Raw genomic sequence first — 18,577 nt, 5'->3', positions numbered from 1 at the left:
GATGAGTTTTCAAATGTCGCGACGTCAGTATGCAGATATGTTTGGACCAACCGTTGGAGATGCTGTTCGTTTAGCAGACACAGAGCTATTTATTGAAATTGAAAAAGATTTCACCACGTACGGAGATGAAGTAAAGTTCGGCGGAGGAAAAGTCATTCGTGACGGAATGGGGCAGCATCCTCTTGCAACACGAAGCGAAGCAGCGGACTTAGTGTTGACAAATGCAATTATTGTTGATTATACAGGCATATATAAAGCAGATATTGGAATAAAAGATGGACTCATTCAAACTATCGGAAAAGCGGGCAATCCCCTGCTGATGAATGAAGTAGACATCATCATTGGTGCCAGTACAGAAGTGATTGCAGCTGAAGGAAAAATTGTAACCGCCGGCGGTATTGATGCACATATTCATTTCATTTGTCCGCAGCAAATTGAAACTGCTCTTGCCTCGGGAGTTACAACAATGATTGGAGGAGGAACGGGACCGGCTACAGGAACAAAAGCTACAACTTGTACACCCGGAGCTTGGCATATTGAACGAATGCTTGAAGCTGCTGAAGCATTCCCAATGAATATTGGCTTTTTAGGAAAAGGGAATGCAAGTGCCAAAGAGCCTTTAATTGAGCAAATTGAAGCTGGAGCGATTGGACTAAAGCTTCATGAAGACTGGGGAACCACGGCATCTGCCATTGACACAAGCTTACAGGTAGCAGACGAGTACGATGTTCAAATTGCGATTCATACAGATACTTTAAATGAAGGCGGCTTTGTCGAAGATACGATTGCAGCGATTGGCGATCGAGTCATTCATACCTATCATACTGAAGGAGCTGGAGGGGGACATGCACCTGATATTATGGAAATGGCAAGCTTTCCAAACGTGCTTCCATCATCAACTAATCCAACAAGACCCTATACTGTCAACACGCTTGAAGAACATTTAGATATGCTCATGGTATGTCATCATCTTGATCCCTCTGTACCAGAAGACATCGCTTTTGCTGATTCTCGCATTCGCAAAGAAACCATTGCAGCTGAAGATATTTTACACGATTTAGGTGTATTCAGCATGATTTCTTCAGATTCCCAAGCAATGGGACGTGTAGGAGAAGTGATTACAAGAACGTGGCAAACAGCTGACAAAATGAAAAAGCAGCGAGGGAAACTTGATGGTGACAGCGAAGCTGGCGATAACGCACGTGTCAAACGCTATGTAGCTAAATATACGATTAATCCAGCTATTGCTCATGGAATTTCGGAATACGTAGGATCAGTAGAAACAGGGAAAATGGCTGACTTAGTCCTATGGGAGCCAGCTTTTTTTGGAATAAAGCCTGACTTGATTGTAAAAGGCGGTTTGATTGCACACAGCTTAATGGGAGATCCTAACGCGTCAATTCCAACTCCACAGCCGGTTTTATACCGTCCGATGTTTGCTTCTTATGGAAAAGCAAGAGCTAAAACGTCTCTTACGTTTGTGTCAAAAGCAGCGTACGAGAACAAAGTGGGCGAGAAACTGGGGTTGCAAAAGCTGCTTAAACCGGTCAAAAATATTCGTCAATTAAAAAAAACAGATATGAAGTTAAACGGGGAAATGCCTAAAATTGAAGTTGATCCCCAAACGTACGAAGTAAAAGTAGATGGACAAATGATTACATGTGAAGCAGCAGAAGTTGTGCCTATGGCACAGCGATACTTTTTATTTTGAGGTGAAAGAAATGGTAATTGAAAGAATTATCGGAAATATGGCAACATTAGAAAAACGGGCTCCGCATATAGAAACGGTATATATCGAAAGTGATCACTTAGTAAAACGCGTTCAGCGCGTTGTAACAGATCACGGTAAGGAACTAGGAATTCGTCTAAAAGAAAATCGCGAGCTCACTGATGGCGATGTGCTGTTTATGGATGAAAGCAATATGATTGTTGTTCAGGTGGTGGCAGACGATATTTTAACGATTCAGCCGATTGATATTCAGCAAATGGGAGAAATTGCTCATCAGCTTGGCAACCGACATTTGCCAGCACAGTTTGAAGGTGGAGACATGCTCGTACAGTACGATTATTTAGTCGAAGAATTGCTTCAGCAGCTTGATATTCCCTATAAGCGCGAAAAAAGAAAAGTAAAACAAGCTTTTAAGCATATCGGACACAGTCATGACTAATTCATTGCTTTCGCTGATTCAACTATGTGATTCAAATTTTCCATCCGGTGCATTTTCACATTCGTTTGGCTTTGAAACGTATATTCAGCGAGATCAAATTTACAACACAGAAACCTTTCAAGAAGCGCTTCGTACATACCTTGATGTTCAGCTGACGTATACGGACGGCTTAGCATGCAGACTGGCTTATGAGTATGCAAATCATGACCAGTTTAACGAAATTATAAGAGTGGATCATGAATTATACGCTCTTGCTTTGTCAAAAGAAACAAGAGAAGGGACGAGACGCGTGGGCCAGCGCATGTTAAAACTTTGCTTAGAGTTATTTCAAGGCTCTTATTTAGAAAAGTATATGAGTGAAGTAAAAGCAAAAAAGGCGTATGGACATCCTGCTGTTGTATTTGCATTAGCCAGCCTGCAGTTAAACATTACAAAAGAAGAGGCAATTTTAAGTCACTTGTACGCTAGTATTTCTTCGTTAATTCAAAATGCTGTTCGCGGCATACCGATCGGGCAAACTGATGGGCAAAAAACGCTCGTTCTTTTTCAGCCGCTGCTGCAGCAAGCACTTCAGCATATTTTACAAGCAGATCAAGAGGAATTTGGTGCGGTGACACCAGGGTTAGAAATTGCTCAAATGCAGCATGAACAGTTGCATGTTCGATTGTTCATGTCATAAAAAAGGAGGGAAAGCCTTCTAACAATGAAGGCGTAAAAATGAATGCAATTAAAATTGGAATTGGTGGACCTGTTGGTGCAGGGAAAACAATGTTAGTAGAACGATTAACGCGTGCACTAGAAGGACAGCTAAGCATGGCAGTCGTTACAAACGATATTTACACAAAAGAAGATGCGCAATTTCTAGTAAAAAACAGTATTTTGCCAGAAAATCGTATCGTAGGAGTAGAAACAGGAGGATGTCCTCATACGGCCATTCGAGAAGATGCATCTATGAACTTTGCTGCGATCGATGAGTTAGTGGAACGCCACCCCGATGTTGAACTTATTTTTGTAGAAAGCGGAGGAGATAATTTAGCCGCAACGTTTAGCCCAGAGCTCGTTGATTTTTCGATTTATATCATCGACGTAGCACAAGGGGAAAAAATCCCGCGTAAAGGCGGTCAAGGAATGATTAAATCTGATTTATTCATTATCAACAAAACAGATTTAGCCCCGTATGTAGGAGCCAGTTTAGAAGTAATGGAAAAAGATACAATCCAAGCAAGAGGGCACAAGCCTTTTGTTTTCACCAATTTAAAAGAAGATAAAGGGCTCGACCAAGTGATAGAATGGATTAAAAAAGAGGCCTTTTTAATCGGCCTTGAATCATGAGCTACACGGGTTATTTAGAGCTTCGAGCAGAAAGAAACAGTGAGCGAACCGTTATTAAAGATACGTACCATTACGGTGCTTTCAAAGTTGCCAGACCTATTTACATGACTCCTGAATCCCCTTTTGTTTATATGCTTCACGTAGGCGGAGGATACGTAAGCGGAGACAAGTATAAAACGATGATAACGGTAGAGAAAAATGCCCAGCTGACGGCTACTACTCAATCTGCGACAAAGGTGTACAAAACACCGAACAAAGCTGTTTTACAAGAAACGTGTATAACCCTTGAAGAACAAGCAATCATGGAATATATACCAGACCCGCTTATTTTGTATGAAAATGCTGCATTTGTCCAAGAAATAACGGTTCGTATGGCACAAAACGCTGCTTTGTTTATGTGTGACAGCATCACCCCGGGGTGGTCGCCGGATGGGCAGCTGTTTCAATATACCTCTATGCGTTCCAAGCTTAAACTGTATGTAAACGAGCAGCTGAAGGTATACGATCACTTATACTTGAAGCCAGAAAGCCATTTGCGCGGCATGATGAAAATGGAAGGGTATACTCATTTTGGATCGATTATCATTGTTCATCCAAACGCCGACGACGCATTTACAGCGAAAGTACATCAGCTGTGCGAAGAGGCAGGCTGTAAAGTAGGAGCTTCTGCACTTCCGATCCCTGGATGTGCTATTCGAATATTAGCTGCTAGTACACAAGAAGTTGAAGACATAATCGCTAAAGTATACGGATTGTTCCGACAGCATTTACTAAAAGCTGAAGTATCACTTTTGCGTAAGTATTAAAGAGGCTGGGACAAAAATATGTTAGTTGAAAGAAGATCCGAACGAGCTGGATTCTTAATGGAGAATCAAATTCGTTCGGATTTTTTTATTGGTAGGGTGAACGTAGGTTTCCTGTATGTAGCTCCTTCTACCCGTTGATTAAAGGGCAAAGCGGCGTCTTGCACAAAAATCAACAGCTGTGGAACAGGCAGTCCAGGTCATTTATCCTACTTATTCATCTTTAGATTGAATTGTTTTCGTTGTGTCTCATTCGCTTTTAGAACCACAGGCTAAACAATCCGTCGCTTACACCTAAATTATACATATAATAAAGGCCAAATATAATGCTGACAGCGCCTGTTACCTGCAGTAAGCAGCGGTTTAACGTCACTTGTTTTTTAGTTGTAACGAATGGAATTCCAATGACCGTGGTAAATAACAGCATGCCAAGACAAGTGCCGATTCCAAAAATGATAATGTACAGAGCACCTTGCCATACGTGAGTAACGGTGCTCATCGTTAATACAACCATCGCTGCGCTTCCGGCCAGTCCATGAACAAAGCCAATGCCTAATGACTTTAAGTAAGACGTTTTTTCGTGATGCGTATGTACTTGTTTTTTGTAAGACAGAAACGATGTGAAACCGAGGTAAACGAGCATAATGCCCACTAAAAATTCAAGTGACATGCTCATACGTTCAGAAATACTGCTTTTTAACACCATTAAAATCATGCCAAAAATAAACAGCGTAAGCGTATGGCCAATCCCCCAGTACACTCCTGCAAGCGAAGAGCGCCACAGTTTTTTACTTTTTGAAGCAATGGTTGATACAGCGATAATATGATCTGGTTCTAGAGCATGCTTGATTCCTAAAAGAAACCCTAGTATTAAAATTGAAAAAAAACTTGTTTCCATGTCAGCTTTCTCATCCTTTCGTACGTATAACACTAGTATATCGTACGATTTTGTTTTAATAAACAGAAAATTCTAAACGAAAATATCTGGTCGAATAGCTAAACTATTTATCAATTTACAATAAGTTACAAATATTAAAGAAGATGTAGTATAAAAATTTTACATTTACAAAAACTATGAGTAAATTATTGTGAGGTTGATAACTATGGACAAAATTTCTACTGATATTATGCTGTGGAGTTCTTTTATACGTCAAAATGTTAGGACAGAACGTGACTAGACTAGAAGCTCTTTTATGGAGCATTGCGTTGCCGGGCTTTGGACAATTACTAAACAAAAAACATATAAAAGGAATTTTGTTTATTGTACTTGAATTTCTCATTAATATGGGCGCAAATTTTAATGAAGGCATCCGCTTAAGCTTTTTAGGAGAAACAAGGCAGTCCCTAGAAGTAATGAACATACAGTGGTTAATGTTTTATCCATGTTTATATTTTTTTGCAATTTGGGATGCTGTTAAAGAAGCAGAAAACGGCGCATCGAGATTTACATTTATTCCTTTTGTCTCCTGTGCTTATTTTGTTACAGTAGGCATTATGTATTCCTCAGTAACAACCATCAACGGTGTTTTTATAGGACCAATTTGGCTTCCTATGCTGTCTGTTATACCTGGACTTGTTGTCGGACTCATTGTCAAAAAGCTATTAGAAGTGTATATACATAAGAAAAAATAAACGTCATTACAATCTATACATCCGTAGATTTTAATGGACGTTTATTTTATTTTTGTTTATAAATAAGTAATAAAGTCTCTTATTTAGGGAACGTACTAACAGTGGCTGTTTTTACATAATTTTAAGAGAGCGCGGACTACTCATAAAAAAGAGCACATTGAAAATGGAGAGAATGGGTACGAGCTTATATAATAGCACTTTGACAAAAAGAAGCTGGTGAGAAGGTGGATAGAGGATGATCACAAATGGTATTTATCGTTTTTTTCTTATCTGGTACGTATGCGGAGTCGTCTTGCTTTCCTTCGATTTGCTGCCTTCATGGTTAGAATGGGCAAACGCGGTCTTTTTACACTTGAGCAGTCTTCTTGCTCTTATTTATCTAGCTAAAGCTTATGGAGTAAGGCGGGCACTGCTCGTTGCGATATTTGTGACAGGCGCATCTATTTATATCGAAAGTCTAGGTGTTAAGTATGGATTTTTATTTGGATCCTACGATTACGAAAAAGATTTTGGCGCCAAAATTTTAGGTGTTCCTCTGACCATTGGTTCGGCTTGGTTTATGGTTGTGGTTACAAGCAGAATACTAGCTCTAGGAATTATGAAACGTATGGAGCTGCCGTTTATTGTCCATGGAATTGCCTATGCAGTCATTAGTTCGCTTTTTGCTGTTATTATGGATTTGGCTATTGATCCTGTTGCCTATGTTGTTAAACAATATTGGGTGTGGGAAGGGGACAGCTTTTATTATAATATTCCTTTATCAAATTTCTCCGGCTGGTTTTTATTGTCTTTCTTCATTCAGCTGGTCGTATACTTCTTTTTAGCTAAGTCTCCTAAAGAGGAAAATCCGGTGTGGGAAAAAAGAATGGTATTTTTGTATAGTGCAGTTGTCATGATGTTTGTGATTGTAGCGTTGGCAAATGGCCTATGGCTTGTCGTATGGCTGACGATGATTCCTTTTCTTATTCTTTATATTGTGTATAAAAAGGAGACTCGCTTATGATTTACCCGAAGAAAAACTCAATATTTGAGCGATTTTTTCAACTGTTTGTCACATATCAGCTTAAAAAGCAATTTTATCGTATTCATTTACATATAGGAGGGCTCCCAAAAGATAAAAAAATTTTATTAATTGCTAATCATTCCAGCTGGTGGGACGGTTTAGTGACATTTTATTTAAATAACGCGGTATTAAAAACAGATCTATACGCTATGATGTCCGAACAAGGAATGAAGGATTTTCCTTTTTTTCAACGAATCGGAGCTTTTTCAGTAAATGCAGCGTCTCCGAAGCATACGGTGGAATCGTTAAGGTTTGCCAGTAAGCTGTTAGAAGAGAAAAAAGCGGTGCTTATTTTTCCCCAAGGAAAAGAAGAGCATCTTGAAAAAAGACCGTTAACTTTTTCTGAAGGACCTGCTTTTCTTCTAAAGAAGCATTCTGACGTTGAAGTTATTCCCATTACGTATTATTATACGTTTCGCCATGATCAGCGACCGGAGCTTTTTATCTGGATAGGGCAAGCTGTTTTTTACGACTCGGCCAAGGCAAGAGAAGAGATAACCAACATGCTAGGCGGTGCAGTCACTGCTCAGCTTGATCATCAAAAACAGAAAATAATTCAAGAAAACGATGAGGAGTTTACGGTTTTATTAAAAGGAAAAAAGACGCTTAGTGAATGGTTAACGTGGTGGAAAGCGAAGGTGAAAGAATGATTTACTATATGCTTTTATTTATTTTTATGCTGCTTTTAACCATTGTAAATATTCAAGCAATGCCTAAATTAAAAAGATACGAGCCGGATTCCAAAACACCTCAGCCTCTCATTTCTATTTTGATTCCAATGCGAAATGAAGAACGAAATGTAAAGCGAATCATTTCCTCTATTAAAGGATTAACGTACAGCAATCTAGAATGTGTCATACTAGACGATCAGTCCACAGATCAAACACGAACACAGCTATTGAAAGAAATTCACGGGGATCCGAGGTTTACCATCATAGAAGGAAAAGAGCTGAGAGAGGGTTGGGTCGGAAAAGTTCATGCCTGTTACCAGCTGTCGCAAGCTGCAAATGGAGAATATTTATTGTTTATAGACGCAGATGTAGAACTAAAAGAACGTACACTAGAACATACTTTAGCCACAGCACAAGCGGCAAAAGCCGCTCTTTTAACAGGTTTCCCTCGTTTTCCCGTAAAAACGTGGTTAGAAGCATTGGTTGTTCCGCTTCAGCATGTGGTTGTTTTTAGTTATTTACCGGTTGTCGTAGCTAATCGTAACAAGATGAGCAAAGCTTCCGCGGCTCACGGTGCTTTTATGTTTATAAAAAAAGAAGCTTACGAGGCCGTAGGAGGACATGAAGCCGTCAAATCTTCACTAGTAGAAGATGTCCACCTAGCCCAGCTTTTTAAGCAAAAGAAACACCGCGTCATTTTAGCTAATATTACCTCTCATGTTAGCTGTTATATGTATGAAACAACAGAAGAAGTATGGAACGGTTTTGCTAAAAACATCTTTGTAGGTCTGGGCCGCTCCGCTAAAGCAGTTTGGGTACTAAGCGTTTATTTTGCCTGTTACTATGTGCTGCCGCTTCCTTTTTTTATAGCAGGAATATTCACAGGCAACATGCTTTGGATTCTTCCTTTTTGCATTATGCTTTTTCAGCGGTTTTTAATTGACCGGTCGGCTCAGCAAAAAGGGCTTTTATTTTGTACGATGCCCGCGTCGGCAATTGTGCTGATGCTGCTGATGAATCATTCCATGAAGCGTGAACGAAAAAAGCAGGGATATGAATGGAAAGGAAGGCATTATCAATGAAAAAAGTACTAATAGTTGGGGCAGGATTAGGCGGATTAGCTGCAGGAGTTCTTCTTCAAACAAAGGGGTTCGATGTCACAATTGTGGAAAAAAACGAGCATGTAGGCGGAAAAATGATGCCTGTGCAGCTAGGAGAATATTCTTTTGATTTTGGGCCTAATACCATTACAATGCCCGAAGTTTTTCAGTGGTTATTTGAGCAAGCGGGTGAACGTCCAGAAGACTATATGCCTCTTGTCAAACTAACGCATCATACGAATAATTTCTTCACCGACGGCTCCCAATTTTCCATGTCTATAGATGAAAGAAAAATGATTCAGCAGCTTGAACGTCTCGATCCCTTTGCTGCAGAGCAATACCCTGCCTATTTGAAAGAAGTAAAAAGAATATACGACATTGCAAAAAGCCAATTTTTCTACCGGACATTTTCATCGTGGAAAGATTACACAAACCCTTCTTTATTAAAAGCATTGCTGCAAGTAAGGCCGTTTGAAACAGTAGATACGTTTCATCAGCGTTTTTTTCGAAACGAAAACATACGAAATGCATTTAATCGATATGCAACCTATATCGGATCTTCACCTTATACATCACCCGCTACGTTTTCATTGATTGGACATTTAGAAATGAATGATGGAGTGTACTATGTAAAAGGAGGAAATCCTAGAATTGCAAAAGGGCTGGGACATGTGTTCCAAAAAGCTGGAGGAAAGCTGTATACAAACTGCAGTGTTACTGAAATAATCGTAAAAAATAAACGGGCTGTCGGAGTGGAAGTAAATGGAGAAGAAAAGATAGGCGCGGATATCATTATTGTGAACGGAGACTTGCTAAAAGCCTATCCGGCACTTGTAAAAGAACAGGATAGACCTCATTTTAAAAACAAAAAAGCAGCTGAATTCGAGCCTTCCATATCAGCTTATGTGATCATGGCAGCTGTTAAGAAGCGCTTTTCTCAGCTGATTCATCATCAAGTGTATTTTTCTCAGGATTATAAACAGGAATTCTATGAGCTATTTCAGCAAAAAACGCTTCCAACCGATCCCACCATTTACATTTGTAATTCTTCATATACCGATAACACGGTAGCTCCGGGCGATAATTTATTTATTTTAGTGAATGCTCCTGCTGTGAAAGAAGAGAATCAAGAAGAAATGAAAGCTTATAGAGAAGTTGTCTATCGCAAGCTTTCTCAGTTTGGTTTAGATATCGAGCCTTCGCTTGTACATGAACGAATTGTTACTCCATATGAAATTGAACAAACGTTTGGTGCATTTAAAGGTGCTCTGTACGGCGTGAGTTCAAACCGGAAAATGGATAGTTTTCTTCGCCCAAGCAACGTCTCAAAAGATGTTAAAAACTTATATTTTGTAGGAGGAACGACTCACCCTGGAGGAGGGTCTCCTATGGTCACGATTAGCGGCATCAATGTAGCTATGCTTATTTCATCGTCCTGATTGATAAATCAGGATTGTCAAAAAGTTTAGTTTTTTGGTACTATAAGAAAGTGCAGAGGCTGTTAACCTACTGTTATTACGGATGGAAAAAATGAAAAAATATGTTACATAACGAAGTTGAAAAGGTGATTACATAACTATATGATTGTATTTACGTGTCTTATTATTATCATAAGCATTATCCGTCCTTACTTGGAAAGCGTGACTGTTAAGCGAATTGCTTCAGAAGGCAAAAAAATTCGCTACTACAAAGAACAGTTCTTTTTTTATGTGCTAATTTTACTATTTTATATTGCGGTGATGGTATACCATAGGGTTCCAATTTCTATGTTAGGATTACAGGGAGTATATCTCGATACGATTCACCGCACGGCTCCGTATCCAGCGTGGATTGAATATTTGCTGCTTTTAATCTTTGCAGGCTTTATCATTCTTTCCATTATGCTTCAATGGATGAAAGATCATGGAGAAACGGTTTTTGTGGAACAGGAAATGCCCACGTCAATTGAGGCAACCGTTCCTAAAACGGAAAGAGAGCAAAAGTGGTGGCTTGCATACAGCGGTATCTCCAGCTTCGTAGAAAGCACCGTTTATTTTCCTAGCTTTTATTTATATAGTCACTATATATTAGCTATTGGAAACACATGGGTATTGGCCGTCTTAATTGGTATTGGTTATTTCCTATCACAGCTAGCTTTCCAGCGTGACCGTTTAAGTGTCCAGACGCTGTTAGTTGGTATCGGGCTAGGCGCTTTATTTATCATGACGAAGTCAGTTGTCATCATGGTCTTGTACTATGGCTTTAGCTTTTTGATTTATGATATTTACCAGCAAGATCGCAATCTAGTAAAAAGCACAGATGATCACTAAGAAACAACACGGCATAAAGCTGTGTTGTTTCTTTTTTTTATAATTTATAAAAAAAGCTTGAAAAGCGCTTTCAATAGTCTTATAATTTAGATAAATCGATTTACTAAACCGGTTTAGTAAGTGGTTAGTTAGTATAATAAGAAAGGTAGGTCGATTTATGAATAGTATGATTATCCCGTTAAATGCATTCGAAACAACAGGCTTTCAGCACACCATGATTGGGAAAATATATGAGCAGCAAGTACATGGAGTGGAAATTCGAAGAGAGTTAATGAAAAAAGTAGAGCAAGAGATTGAGCTTATTGCCGAAGAATTAAAAACATATCCACTTTTTACAGTATATTCGGCTCCAATTGAACTGTGGAAAGAAAATGGAGAGTTAAACACACAAGAATTAAAAGCTATTCTTGAAGAAGCCGTATCACTTGGCGCTCAGTGGGTAAAAGTTTCTCTTGGTTTTTATCAGCCCCAATCGCCTATGGCAGATTTACAGCAGCTATTAGAAGCATTTCCAGCTTTACGTCTATTTGTAGAGAACGATCAAACCAGTCACGGAGGCAACATAGCATCTCTGCATGCATTTTTTGATAACGCTTACGAAGTTCCTGTTTCCATGACGTTTGATATTGGGAATTGGCTTTATGTACATGAACAACCCCAGGAAGCAATCAAAATGCTAAGGTCATTTGTGGGCTATATTCATATTAAACACGTCATAAAAAGCAGCGGAAAGCTAGTGACAACCGCTATATCAAACAATTCAAATGAAATGTGGAAAGATATTTTGAAAGGGTTTTCTCATTCGATTTTTAAAGCTTTAGAGTTTCCAATCGATGAACCGGAACAAATCCCCCGCTTCATTTCATTGGTGCAAGCAGCAGAACAGGAGGAAGTTCAATGAATTCATTAGACGTTATTACCTTCGGAGAAGCAATGGCAATGTTCATGGCAGAACAGCCGGGACCGCTGCATGAGATTAAACATTATACGAAAGAACTGGCCGGAGCAGAAACAAATGTAGCAATTGGTCTCGCTCGTCTCGGTCTGCGCGCAGGCTGGGTGAGCAAAGTCGGCAACGATCCTTTCGGTACGTTTATTATGAAACGGCTACAAGAGGAGTCAGTCAACACCGATTGTGTACTAGTAGATAGCGAGCATGCAACAGGCTTTCAAATTAAATCAAAAGTGGAAGTGGGAGATCCGGAAGTTTGTTACTTCCGAAAAAATTCAGCAGCCAGTCACTTGCACTCGAGCGATTTTAATCAAACCTATTTTTTAGCGGCAAAACATATGCATATGACAGGCATACCGCTTGCTGTGTCAGCAAGTATGCGCGATTTTGCTCTACATGCACTTACATCGATGAAAGCAGCTGGAAGAACGGTTTCCTTTGACCCAAACCTGAGACCCACTCTTTGGAAATCGCAAGAAGAAATGGTTGTTACAATCAATGAAGCTGCTAAACAAGCAAACTACGTTCTGCCGGGCATTGAAGAAGGAAAAATCTTAACCGGCTACGAAAATCCAGAAGACATTGCTTCTTACTATTTAGATGCAGGTGTAGAGCTTGTCGTTATTAAACTAGGTGAACAAGGAGCCTTTTTTAAGACGGCTAAAGAGCAAGGGATGGTTGAAGGAATAAAAGTGAAACAAATAGTGGATACAGTCGGAGCAGGAGACGGTTTTGCAGTAGGACTATTAAGCGGACTTCTTCAAAATGATTCTCTTACTCAGTCTGTAAGGAGAGCAAATGCTATTGGGGCATTAGCTGTACAAAGCCCTGGAGATAACGACGGATATCCAACTGAACAGCAGTTGCAAAGATATATGGAATCCCAAAAACAAGGAGTGAAGTGATAATGAAACAGCAGCTAGCAAAAAAAAGATGGCTTCGATTAATTCCTATCGTATTTATTACGTATAGCCTTGCATATTTAGACCGTGCAAACTATGGGTTTGGAGCAGCGGCAGGGCTGGCAGAAGATCTTCATATTACGCCAGGTATTTCGTCTTTATTAGGGTCGCTCTTTTTCTTAGGTTATTTCTTTTTCCAAATTCCAGGCGCTCACTATGCTGAAAATAAAAGCGCCAAAAAGCTGATTTTTTGGTCTCTGATTTTATGGGGAGCACTTGCTACAGCTACGGGTATGGTAAGCCACGTCGGATTTTTGTTTGTTATTCGATTTGCTTTAGGAGTAGTTGAAAGTGCCGTTATGCCTGCTATGCTGGTATTTTTAAGCCACTGGTTTACAAAAGCAGAACGTTCTAGAGCCAACACGTTTTTAATTTTAGGAAACCCGGCAACCGTTCTTTGGATGTCGATTGTTTCTGGGTATTTGCTAGAATCGTTTGGCTGGAGATGGATGTTTATTTTAGAAGGTTTTCCAGCTGTTATTTGGGCATTTTTATGGTGGAAACTAGTAAATGATGAGCCAAAAGATGCAGGATGGCTGTCGAAAAAAGAAAAAGCAGATTTACACGATGCGCTGCAAAAGGAACAAGAAGGAATCAAACCTGTTAAAGGCTATAAAGAAGCTTTTAAAAATCGTACTGTCATTTTATTAAGCATTCAATATGCTTTATGGAGTATCGGTGTCTACGGATTTGTTATGTGGCTTCCGTCTATTATTAAAGCAGCGCCTAACATGAGTATAGTGAAGACAGGGTGGTTAGCGTCCGTTCCTTACGTATTAGCAGTTGTATTAATGTTAACGGTTTCATATCTGTCAGATAAGTTTTTAAAACGAAGCGCATTTGTATGGCCGTTCTTATTAGTAGGAGCGTTTGCTTTTTACGGATCTTATTTAGTTGGCACAAGCAACTTCTGGCTTTCTTTTACTTTACTCGTTATCGCCGGAGGAACGATGTACGCTCCGTACGGACCGTTCTTTGCAATTATTCCTGAAATTTTACCGCGTAATGTTGCCGGAGGAGCAATGGCTTTAATTAATAGCATGGGCGCACTTGGTTCATTTGCCGGTTCTTATATTGTAGGATTTTTAAATGGATCAACAGGAGGATTTGGCGCTTCATATATCTTTATGGCTGGATCATTATTCCTTGCGGCAGTTTTAACCATTGTCGCAACGAAAAAGCCAAGAGAAGTTCAAAGTGTAAAGCCAGTCGAAACAACGGCTTAATGTAACGATAAAAAAGGAGAATTGAGATGCATATTGAGAAAATTACAAGTAGCGGTATTGTAGCGGTCATTCGAGGAGCAAGTGCTGAGCGAATTATTCCGCTTGCCTACGCATTAAAAGAAGGCGGAGTAACAAACCTAGAAATTACAATGGAAAACCCTGCTGCTGTAGAGGTTATTAAAGAGTTGAAAAATGAATTTGACGACTCGATGTTTATTGGAGCAGGAACTGTTCTAGACGAAGAAACAGCACGAATTGCTATTATGGCGGGAGCGTCATTTATTTTTTCTCCTACGGTTAATGAACGAACAATTAAAACGGCTAAAAGATACGGTGTCATTAGCGTTCCGGGCGCTTTTACACCAACTGAAATACTAACAGCCTATGAATGCGGTGCAGATATGATTAAAGTCTTCCCGGCAAGCGTAGTAGGCCCCGCTTATTTTAAAAATATAGCAGGACCGCTTCCTCACATTCCTTTAATGCCAACGGGCGGCGTTACGGCTGAAAATGCGGGCGCTTATATTAAAGCTGGAGCAGCTGCTATTGGGGCAGGAAGCACATTAGTGGATGGAAAGCAGCTTCCAACTCCTGAATACTTACGTCAAGTAACAAAGGAAGCAAAGCGTTTTACTAATGAAATTCAAGAAGCTAGGCTTGCGTACGCTTAATAAATAAAGCCTTCTGCTAGCAAGAAGGCTTTTCCTTTTTCGTTTTTTTCGTTTACACTAGGAGTAGCATAATTTTAGGGATTGAATGAAAAGGGCGGATTATGATGCAAAAAGTTACTATGCTGGACGTTGCAAAAGCAGCAAATGTCTCCAAAAGCACCGTATCACAATACATTAACAAACGGTATGAATATATGGGCGAAGAAACACGAAAGAAAATTAAAGAAGCGATTGATACACTCGGCTATCAGCCCAACTATCTAGCACGAAGCTTAAAACAAAAGCGAACGTCAATGATTGGGATTATTGTCGCGAATATTATGCACAGATTTTCTACTGAAGTCATTCGTGCAATTGAAGACTATTGCCATTCACAAGATATACATGCCATCATCTGTAACGCAGATGATGACCCTGATAAAGAAAAGAAATATATTAATATGTTAAAAGCAAAGCAAGTAGATGGCCTTATTTTATTTCCAACGGGAGCCAATACCTCTCTTTATGAGCAGATGATTAAAGAAGAATATCCAGTTGTTATTATGGATCGCAAAATTCACGATGTAAAAGGAAAAATTCCATCCGTAGTGGCGAACAACCAAGAAGCCACAAAACAGGCTATTTTGCATCTCCTCGAGCTGGGACATAAGCATATAGCGATTATTACAGAACCATTAACTATTACACCCCGGATTGAACGTGTAGAAGGGTACAAAGAAGCGTTAACATTAGCCAATATGCCTGTAAATGAATCCATGATTATCAACTGCAAAAAAGCGGACATGCAAAAAGCGCTTGAGAAGCTATTTGCAGCCGATAATCCGCCCACAGCGCTGCTTGCTGGAAACGATTTAGTATTCATTGAAGTGCAGAAATTTATTAAACAACACGGATTTAATATCCCAAATGATTTATCTTTAATTGTTTATGATAATATTCCTTACGCAGATGTAGCAACGCCTGCTGTTACGACGATTTCGCAGCCCGCTTTTGATATGGGAAAAAAAGCAGCAGATTTACTTATTAAACAAATTTTGAACGAAAAGATAGCTTATGAAGAATACCAGTATGAGTGTGAATTAATTATTCGAGAAACAACTTTGTCGCATTAAGCTAAAAAGAGCGCCTATGGCGTGCTCTTTTTAGCTCATCAAAATATTGGTTTTTTTTATGCAGTTACTAAACCGATTTAGTAAAAAGTGAGGAGAAAAAATATGAAGATACAATTAGCATTAGATCGCGTCACAATTGAAGAAGCTATTATCCTTGCTAAGTTGGCAGAACCCTCTGTTGATTGGATTGAAGTAGGTACATCTCTTATAAAAGAGTATGGAATTGAAAGCATTTATAAAATCAAACAGGCATTTCCGCACAAGACGATTGTAGCAGATATCAAAACGATTGATAACGCAGAGTATGAGTTTACAATGTGCTATCAAGCAGGAGCAGATATAGCAACGGTCATGGGTGTATCACCTTTACCTACGATAGAGACGTGCGCAAATGTCAGCGAAAAATGGAATAAAAAAATGATGGTTGATTTATTAAACACGTCAAGCAGCTCGCAAAAGCAAGTAAGTATTTATAGAAACGCTATTTTTTGCCATCATATCAGCAAAGATGAGCAAGAAAAAGAAGGAAAATCGCTGAGTCAAATAAATTTGCGGCAATATTTTCATTCAGATGCCCAAATAGCAGTAGCAGGAGGAATTAATCCAGCCTTAGCAGCATTATTACTTCAAATGAAAGCGGACGTCGCGATTATTGGATCAGCGATTACAAAAAGTCCGGATGTGGCAAAGGCATCTGCTAAATTTCAAAACTTATTTATGAGCAGGGGGAACGTATGATGACAAAAACACAAACGATTTTAGACGAAATTACGGCCGTAATGAATCACATAAAAGAACCGCAAATAGAAGAAGTAGCGTTTTCACTTTACCAAGCAAAACGAATTTTTGTTATAGGCGAAGGCCGCTCTGGGTTAATGGGCAAATCATTTGCGATGAGACTGATGCATTTAGGTGCGACAGTATATGTTGTAGGGGAGACCATTACTCCTTCGATTGCAGCAGGTGACGTGTTGGTGGCCGTATCTGGTTCAGGAAAAACACAGCAAGTGGTGAGTGTAGCAAAAAAAGCGAAAGAGGTAGGATGTTCAGTTATCGGCATTTCAGCTAGTACAGAATCACCATTAACTGCTCATACTGACGAGCTTTTACACATTCCCGCTGCAACCAAATATCGAAGTGAAAATGAAGCAGCTTCCATTCAGCCTTTGGGCTCGTTATTTGATCAATGTGCTCACGTTGTATTTGATACCATTTGTTTAGAATACGGGAATTTGAATCACACGAATCATGAACAGGCGTTTAAGCAGCACAGCAATTTAGAATAAGAGGAAAGAGGCTAGAACAAAAGTAGGTTATTTAAAAGAAAATCCGAACGATGAATCGAGATTCTTGATAAAGAATCACATTCGTTCGGATTTTTTCATTGGTATTGATGAGCGTAGGTTTCATGGGTGTAGTTGCTTCTAGCTGTTGATTGAATCGAGATAGTTATGTCTCATCTCCTTTGATACAGGCAAGTCTAAGTCTGAACGTTGACTTCACTTCAAAGTAAATAACAGCATTTTTATGCTGAAATTGCTATAATATACAAGCCGGTACATATACTAAGGCGACTGAAAATAAAGGAGTTTTGATTAATGACAAAAATAAAATTAATTTCACATAACGATTTAGACGGGGTAAGTCCGGCACTATTGGGTCGGTTAGCGTTTGGCGATGACAACTTTGATTACAGCACGGTAAGCATTGGCCGCATCAATGACACAGTGACACATTTTATTGAAGAAGAAAACGATGGAGACACAGCTTTATACATAACGGATATTAGCGTGAATGAGGAAGTAGCGGAAAAATTAAATGAACTGGTAAAAAAAGGCCAAAAAATCACTCTTATTGACCATCATATCTCTGCTCTTCCACTAGCTGAGAAATACGATTGGGTTCATGTTATTGCAGAAGACGAAAACGGTAAAAAGACGGCAGCTACATCTCTTTTCTACGACTACTTAGTGCGCAACAACATGCTCCAAAAAACGGCGTTGCTTGATGAGTACGTAGAACTTGTGCGCTTATTTGATACGTGGGACTGGTTCCATGAAAATAACTTGAAAGCAAAGCGCCTTAATCACCTATATTATCTAATCCCGCATGAAGAATTTAAAGAAACTATTCTAGAAACGCTTCGTGAATCGTACCATACTGAAAATCAAGAATTTACGTTTACGGACAAACATGAAATTTTACTAGAAGCAGAAGAAAAAAAGATTGAAAAATACATTTACGACAAGCAAAAACAAATCATAAAAGAAAGGGTTGAAATTGATAACACAGCGTACAACGCAGGGATTGTATTCGCAGATACATATCAGTCTGAGCTAGGAAATGCACTGTGTCTAGAAAACGAAGATATCGACTTTTCCGTTATGGTGGACATGGGACGCCAAAAGATTGGCTTCCGTGCAGTAAAAGACGAAATCAACTTAGCAGAAATTGTTGGGCACCTTGGAGGAGGAGGTCACCCAAAAGCTTCTGGATGCAAGTTAACGGCTGAAACGTTTGCTCTTTTCGTCACGGATCACTTGTTTAAAGACGAAGAAAAAAGTGAATAAAGCGTA

20 protein-coding genes are annotated in these 18,577 nt (G+C 39.4%); 19 read left to right on the top strand and 1 reads right to left on the bottom strand.

Annotated elements, in window-relative coordinates; all coding sequences use genetic code 11:
* Window position 1 precedes the first annotated feature (1 nt).
* From ureC to OK414_RS16040, 5 genes are read left to right on the top strand one after another with little or no spacing between them, the layout of a single operon-like run.
* Window positions 2-1,711, top strand: a complete 1,710-nt coding sequence (ureC, locus tag OK414_RS16060; RefSeq protein ID WP_034650864.1) for an urease subunit alpha — start codon at window positions 2-4, stop codon at window positions 1,709-1,711.
* Window positions 1,712-1,721: 10 nt separating this feature from the next.
* Complete coding sequence (gene ureE / locus OK414_RS16055; protein ID WP_263045203.1) at window positions 1,722-2,168, top strand: urease accessory protein UreE; 447 nt, start codon at window positions 1,722-1,724, stop codon at window positions 2,166-2,168.
* Window positions 2,161-2,847, top strand: coding sequence for an urease accessory protein UreF (locus tag OK414_RS16050; RefSeq protein WP_034650871.1), 687 nt, complete (start codon window positions 2,161-2,163; stop codon window positions 2,845-2,847). Before ureE ends, OK414_RS16050 begins: the two co-directional genes overlap by 8 nt.
* Before the next feature lie 38 nt (window positions 2,848-2,885).
* Window positions 2,886-3,500: an urease accessory protein UreG gene (ureG, locus tag OK414_RS16045; RefSeq protein ID WP_013057654.1), complete on the top strand. Its 615-nt coding sequence runs from the start codon at window positions 2,886-2,888 to the stop codon at window positions 3,498-3,500.
* A complete protein-coding gene (locus OK414_RS16040; RefSeq protein WP_016764673.1) occupies window positions 3,497-4,306 on the top strand; it encodes an urease accessory protein UreD in 810 nt (269 codons plus the stop codon). Before ureG ends, OK414_RS16040 begins: the two co-directional genes overlap by 4 nt.
* Window positions 4,307-4,562: 256 nt before the next feature.
* Here OK414_RS16040 and OK414_RS16035 read toward each other — a convergent pair whose 3' ends face one another.
* Window positions 4,563-5,201: an urease accessory protein UreH gene (locus tag OK414_RS16035; RefSeq protein ID WP_047932270.1), complete on the bottom strand. Its 639-nt coding sequence runs from the start codon at window positions 5,199-5,201 to the stop codon at window positions 4,563-4,565.
* 272 nt (window positions 5,202-5,473) lie between these two features.
* Here OK414_RS16035 and OK414_RS16030 point away from each other — a divergent pair, with 272 nt between their 5' ends.
* The 14 genes from OK414_RS16030 to OK414_RS15965 all read left to right on the top strand — a co-directional run bounded on the left by OK414_RS16030 (window position 5,474) and on the right by OK414_RS15965 (window position 18,571).
* A complete protein-coding gene (locus tag OK414_RS16030) occupies window positions 5,474-5,935 on the top strand; it encodes a hypothetical protein (protein WP_228459514.1) in 462 nt (153 codons plus the stop codon).
* Window positions 5,936-6,170: 235 nt separating this feature from the next.
* Entirely contained in the window at window positions 6,171-6,938 is a 768-nt protein-coding gene (locus tag OK414_RS16025; RefSeq protein ID WP_034650879.1) for a carotenoid biosynthesis protein, read from the top strand.
* Window positions 6,935-7,648, top strand: a complete 714-nt coding sequence (locus OK414_RS16020; RefSeq protein ID WP_263045202.1) for a lysophospholipid acyltransferase family protein — start codon at window positions 6,935-6,937, stop codon at window positions 7,646-7,648. Before OK414_RS16025 ends, OK414_RS16020 begins: the two co-directional genes overlap by 4 nt.
* Complete coding sequence (locus tag OK414_RS16015) at window positions 7,612-8,751, top strand: glycosyltransferase (RefSeq protein ID WP_230586538.1); 1,140 nt, start codon at window positions 7,612-7,614, stop codon at window positions 8,749-8,751. The genes OK414_RS16020 and OK414_RS16015 overlap by 37 nt, the downstream gene beginning before the upstream one ends.
* Window positions 8,748-10,208: a phytoene desaturase family protein gene (locus OK414_RS16010; RefSeq protein ID WP_263045201.1), complete on the top strand. Its 1,461-nt coding sequence runs from the start codon at window positions 8,748-8,750 to the stop codon at window positions 10,206-10,208. The genes OK414_RS16015 and OK414_RS16010 overlap by 4 nt, the downstream gene beginning before the upstream one ends.
* A 141-nt stretch (window positions 10,209-10,349) precedes the next feature.
* Entirely contained in the window at window positions 10,350-11,078 is a 729-nt protein-coding gene (locus OK414_RS16005; RefSeq protein WP_263045200.1) for a hypothetical protein, read from the top strand.
* A 157-nt stretch (window positions 11,079-11,235) separates the two neighbouring features.
* Window positions 11,236-11,979: a sugar phosphate isomerase/epimerase family protein gene (locus OK414_RS16000; RefSeq protein ID WP_258356319.1), complete on the top strand. Its 744-nt coding sequence runs from the start codon at window positions 11,236-11,238 to the stop codon at window positions 11,977-11,979.
* A complete protein-coding gene (locus OK414_RS15995; RefSeq protein ID WP_205661532.1) occupies window positions 11,976-12,935 on the top strand; it encodes a sugar kinase in 960 nt (319 codons plus the stop codon). Before OK414_RS16000 ends, OK414_RS15995 begins: the two co-directional genes overlap by 4 nt.
* A 2-nt stretch (window positions 12,936-12,937) precedes the next feature.
* Window positions 12,938-14,218, top strand: coding sequence for an MFS transporter (locus OK414_RS15990; protein ID WP_016764664.1), 1,281 nt, complete (start codon window positions 12,938-12,940; stop codon window positions 14,216-14,218).
* Window positions 14,219-14,244: 26 nt separating this feature from the next.
* A complete protein-coding gene (locus tag OK414_RS15985; RefSeq protein ID WP_013083742.1) occupies window positions 14,245-14,889 on the top strand; it encodes a bifunctional 4-hydroxy-2-oxoglutarate aldolase/2-dehydro-3-deoxy-phosphogluconate aldolase in 645 nt (214 codons plus the stop codon).
* A gap of 101 nt (window positions 14,890-14,990) precedes the next feature.
* Window positions 14,991-16,001: a LacI family DNA-binding transcriptional regulator gene (locus tag OK414_RS15980; RefSeq protein WP_258356317.1), complete on the top strand. Its 1,011-nt coding sequence runs from the start codon at window positions 14,991-14,993 to the stop codon at window positions 15,999-16,001.
* 102 nt (window positions 16,002-16,103) lie between these two features.
* Window positions 16,104-16,739, top strand: coding sequence for a 3-hexulose-6-phosphate synthase (gene hxlA / locus OK414_RS15975; protein ID WP_216875550.1), 636 nt, complete (start codon window positions 16,104-16,106; stop codon window positions 16,737-16,739).
* Window positions 16,739-17,287 (top strand): 6-phospho-3-hexuloisomerase, encoded by a 549-nt coding sequence (hxlB, locus tag OK414_RS15970; protein WP_047932281.1) that lies wholly within the window; start codon window positions 16,739-16,741, stop codon window positions 17,285-17,287. Before hxlA ends, hxlB begins: the two co-directional genes overlap by 1 nt.
* Before the next feature lie 312 nt (window positions 17,288-17,599).
* On the top strand, window positions 17,600-18,571 hold the full coding sequence (locus OK414_RS15965; protein WP_025751238.1) for a DHH family phosphoesterase: 972 nt from the start codon (window positions 17,600-17,602) through the stop codon (window positions 18,569-18,571).
* Window positions 18,572-18,577: the final 6 nt, after the last annotated feature.

The organism is Priestia sp. JV24, from assembly GCF_025910025.1.
GTDB lineage: Bacteria > Bacillota > Bacilli > Bacillales > Bacillaceae_H > Priestia > Priestia megaterium.
This window is presented reverse-complemented; position numbering and strand designations above follow the sequence as displayed.

Bases quoted from the DNA above. Each gene is read 5' to 3' on its own strand.
- ureC (WP_034650864.1), top strand. From the start codon at position 2: ATGAGTTTTCAAATGTCGCGACGTCAGTATGCAGATATGTTTGGACCA.
- ureE (WP_263045203.1), top strand. From the start codon at position 1,722: ATGGTAATTGAAAGAATTATCGGAAATATGGCAACATTAGAAAAACGG.
- OK414_RS16050 (WP_034650871.1), top strand. From the start codon at position 2,161: ATGACTAATTCATTGCTTTCGCTGATTCAACTATGTGATTCAAATTTT.
- ureG (WP_013057654.1), top strand. From the start codon at position 2,886: ATGAATGCAATTAAAATTGGAATTGGTGGACCTGTTGGTGCAGGGAAA.
- OK414_RS16040 (WP_016764673.1), top strand. From the start codon at position 3,497: ATGAGCTACACGGGTTATTTAGAGCTTCGAGCAGAAAGAAACAGTGAG.
- OK414_RS16035 (WP_047932270.1), bottom strand. From the start codon at position 5,201: ATGGAAACAAGTTTTTTTTCAATTTTAATACTAGGGTTTCTTTTAGGA.
- OK414_RS16025 (WP_034650879.1), top strand. From the start codon at position 6,171: ATGATCACAAATGGTATTTATCGTTTTTTTCTTATCTGGTACGTATGC.
- OK414_RS16020 (WP_263045202.1), top strand. From the start codon at position 6,935: ATGATTTACCCGAAGAAAAACTCAATATTTGAGCGATTTTTTCAACTG.
- OK414_RS16015 (WP_230586538.1), top strand. From the start codon at position 7,612: ATGGTTAACGTGGTGGAAAGCGAAGGTGAAAGAATGATTTACTATATG.
- OK414_RS16010 (WP_263045201.1), top strand. From the start codon at position 8,748: ATGAAAAAAGTACTAATAGTTGGGGCAGGATTAGGCGGATTAGCTGCA.
- OK414_RS16005 (WP_263045200.1), top strand. From the start codon at position 10,350: ATGATTGTATTTACGTGTCTTATTATTATCATAAGCATTATCCGTCCT.
- OK414_RS16000 (WP_258356319.1), top strand. From the start codon at position 11,236: ATGAATAGTATGATTATCCCGTTAAATGCATTCGAAACAACAGGCTTT.
- OK414_RS15995 (WP_205661532.1), top strand. From the start codon at position 11,976: ATGAATTCATTAGACGTTATTACCTTCGGAGAAGCAATGGCAATGTTC.
- OK414_RS15990 (WP_016764664.1), top strand. From the start codon at position 12,938: ATGAAACAGCAGCTAGCAAAAAAAAGATGGCTTCGATTAATTCCTATC.
- OK414_RS15985 (WP_013083742.1), top strand. From the start codon at position 14,245: ATGCATATTGAGAAAATTACAAGTAGCGGTATTGTAGCGGTCATTCGA.
- OK414_RS15980 (WP_258356317.1), top strand. From the start codon at position 14,991: ATGATGCAAAAAGTTACTATGCTGGACGTTGCAAAAGCAGCAAATGTC.
- hxlA (WP_216875550.1), top strand. From the start codon at position 16,104: ATGAAGATACAATTAGCATTAGATCGCGTCACAATTGAAGAAGCTATT.
- hxlB (WP_047932281.1), top strand. From the start codon at position 16,739: ATGACAAAAACACAAACGATTTTAGACGAAATTACGGCCGTAATGAAT.
- OK414_RS15965 (WP_025751238.1), top strand. From the start codon at position 17,600: ATGACAAAAATAAAATTAATTTCACATAACGATTTAGACGGGGTAAGT.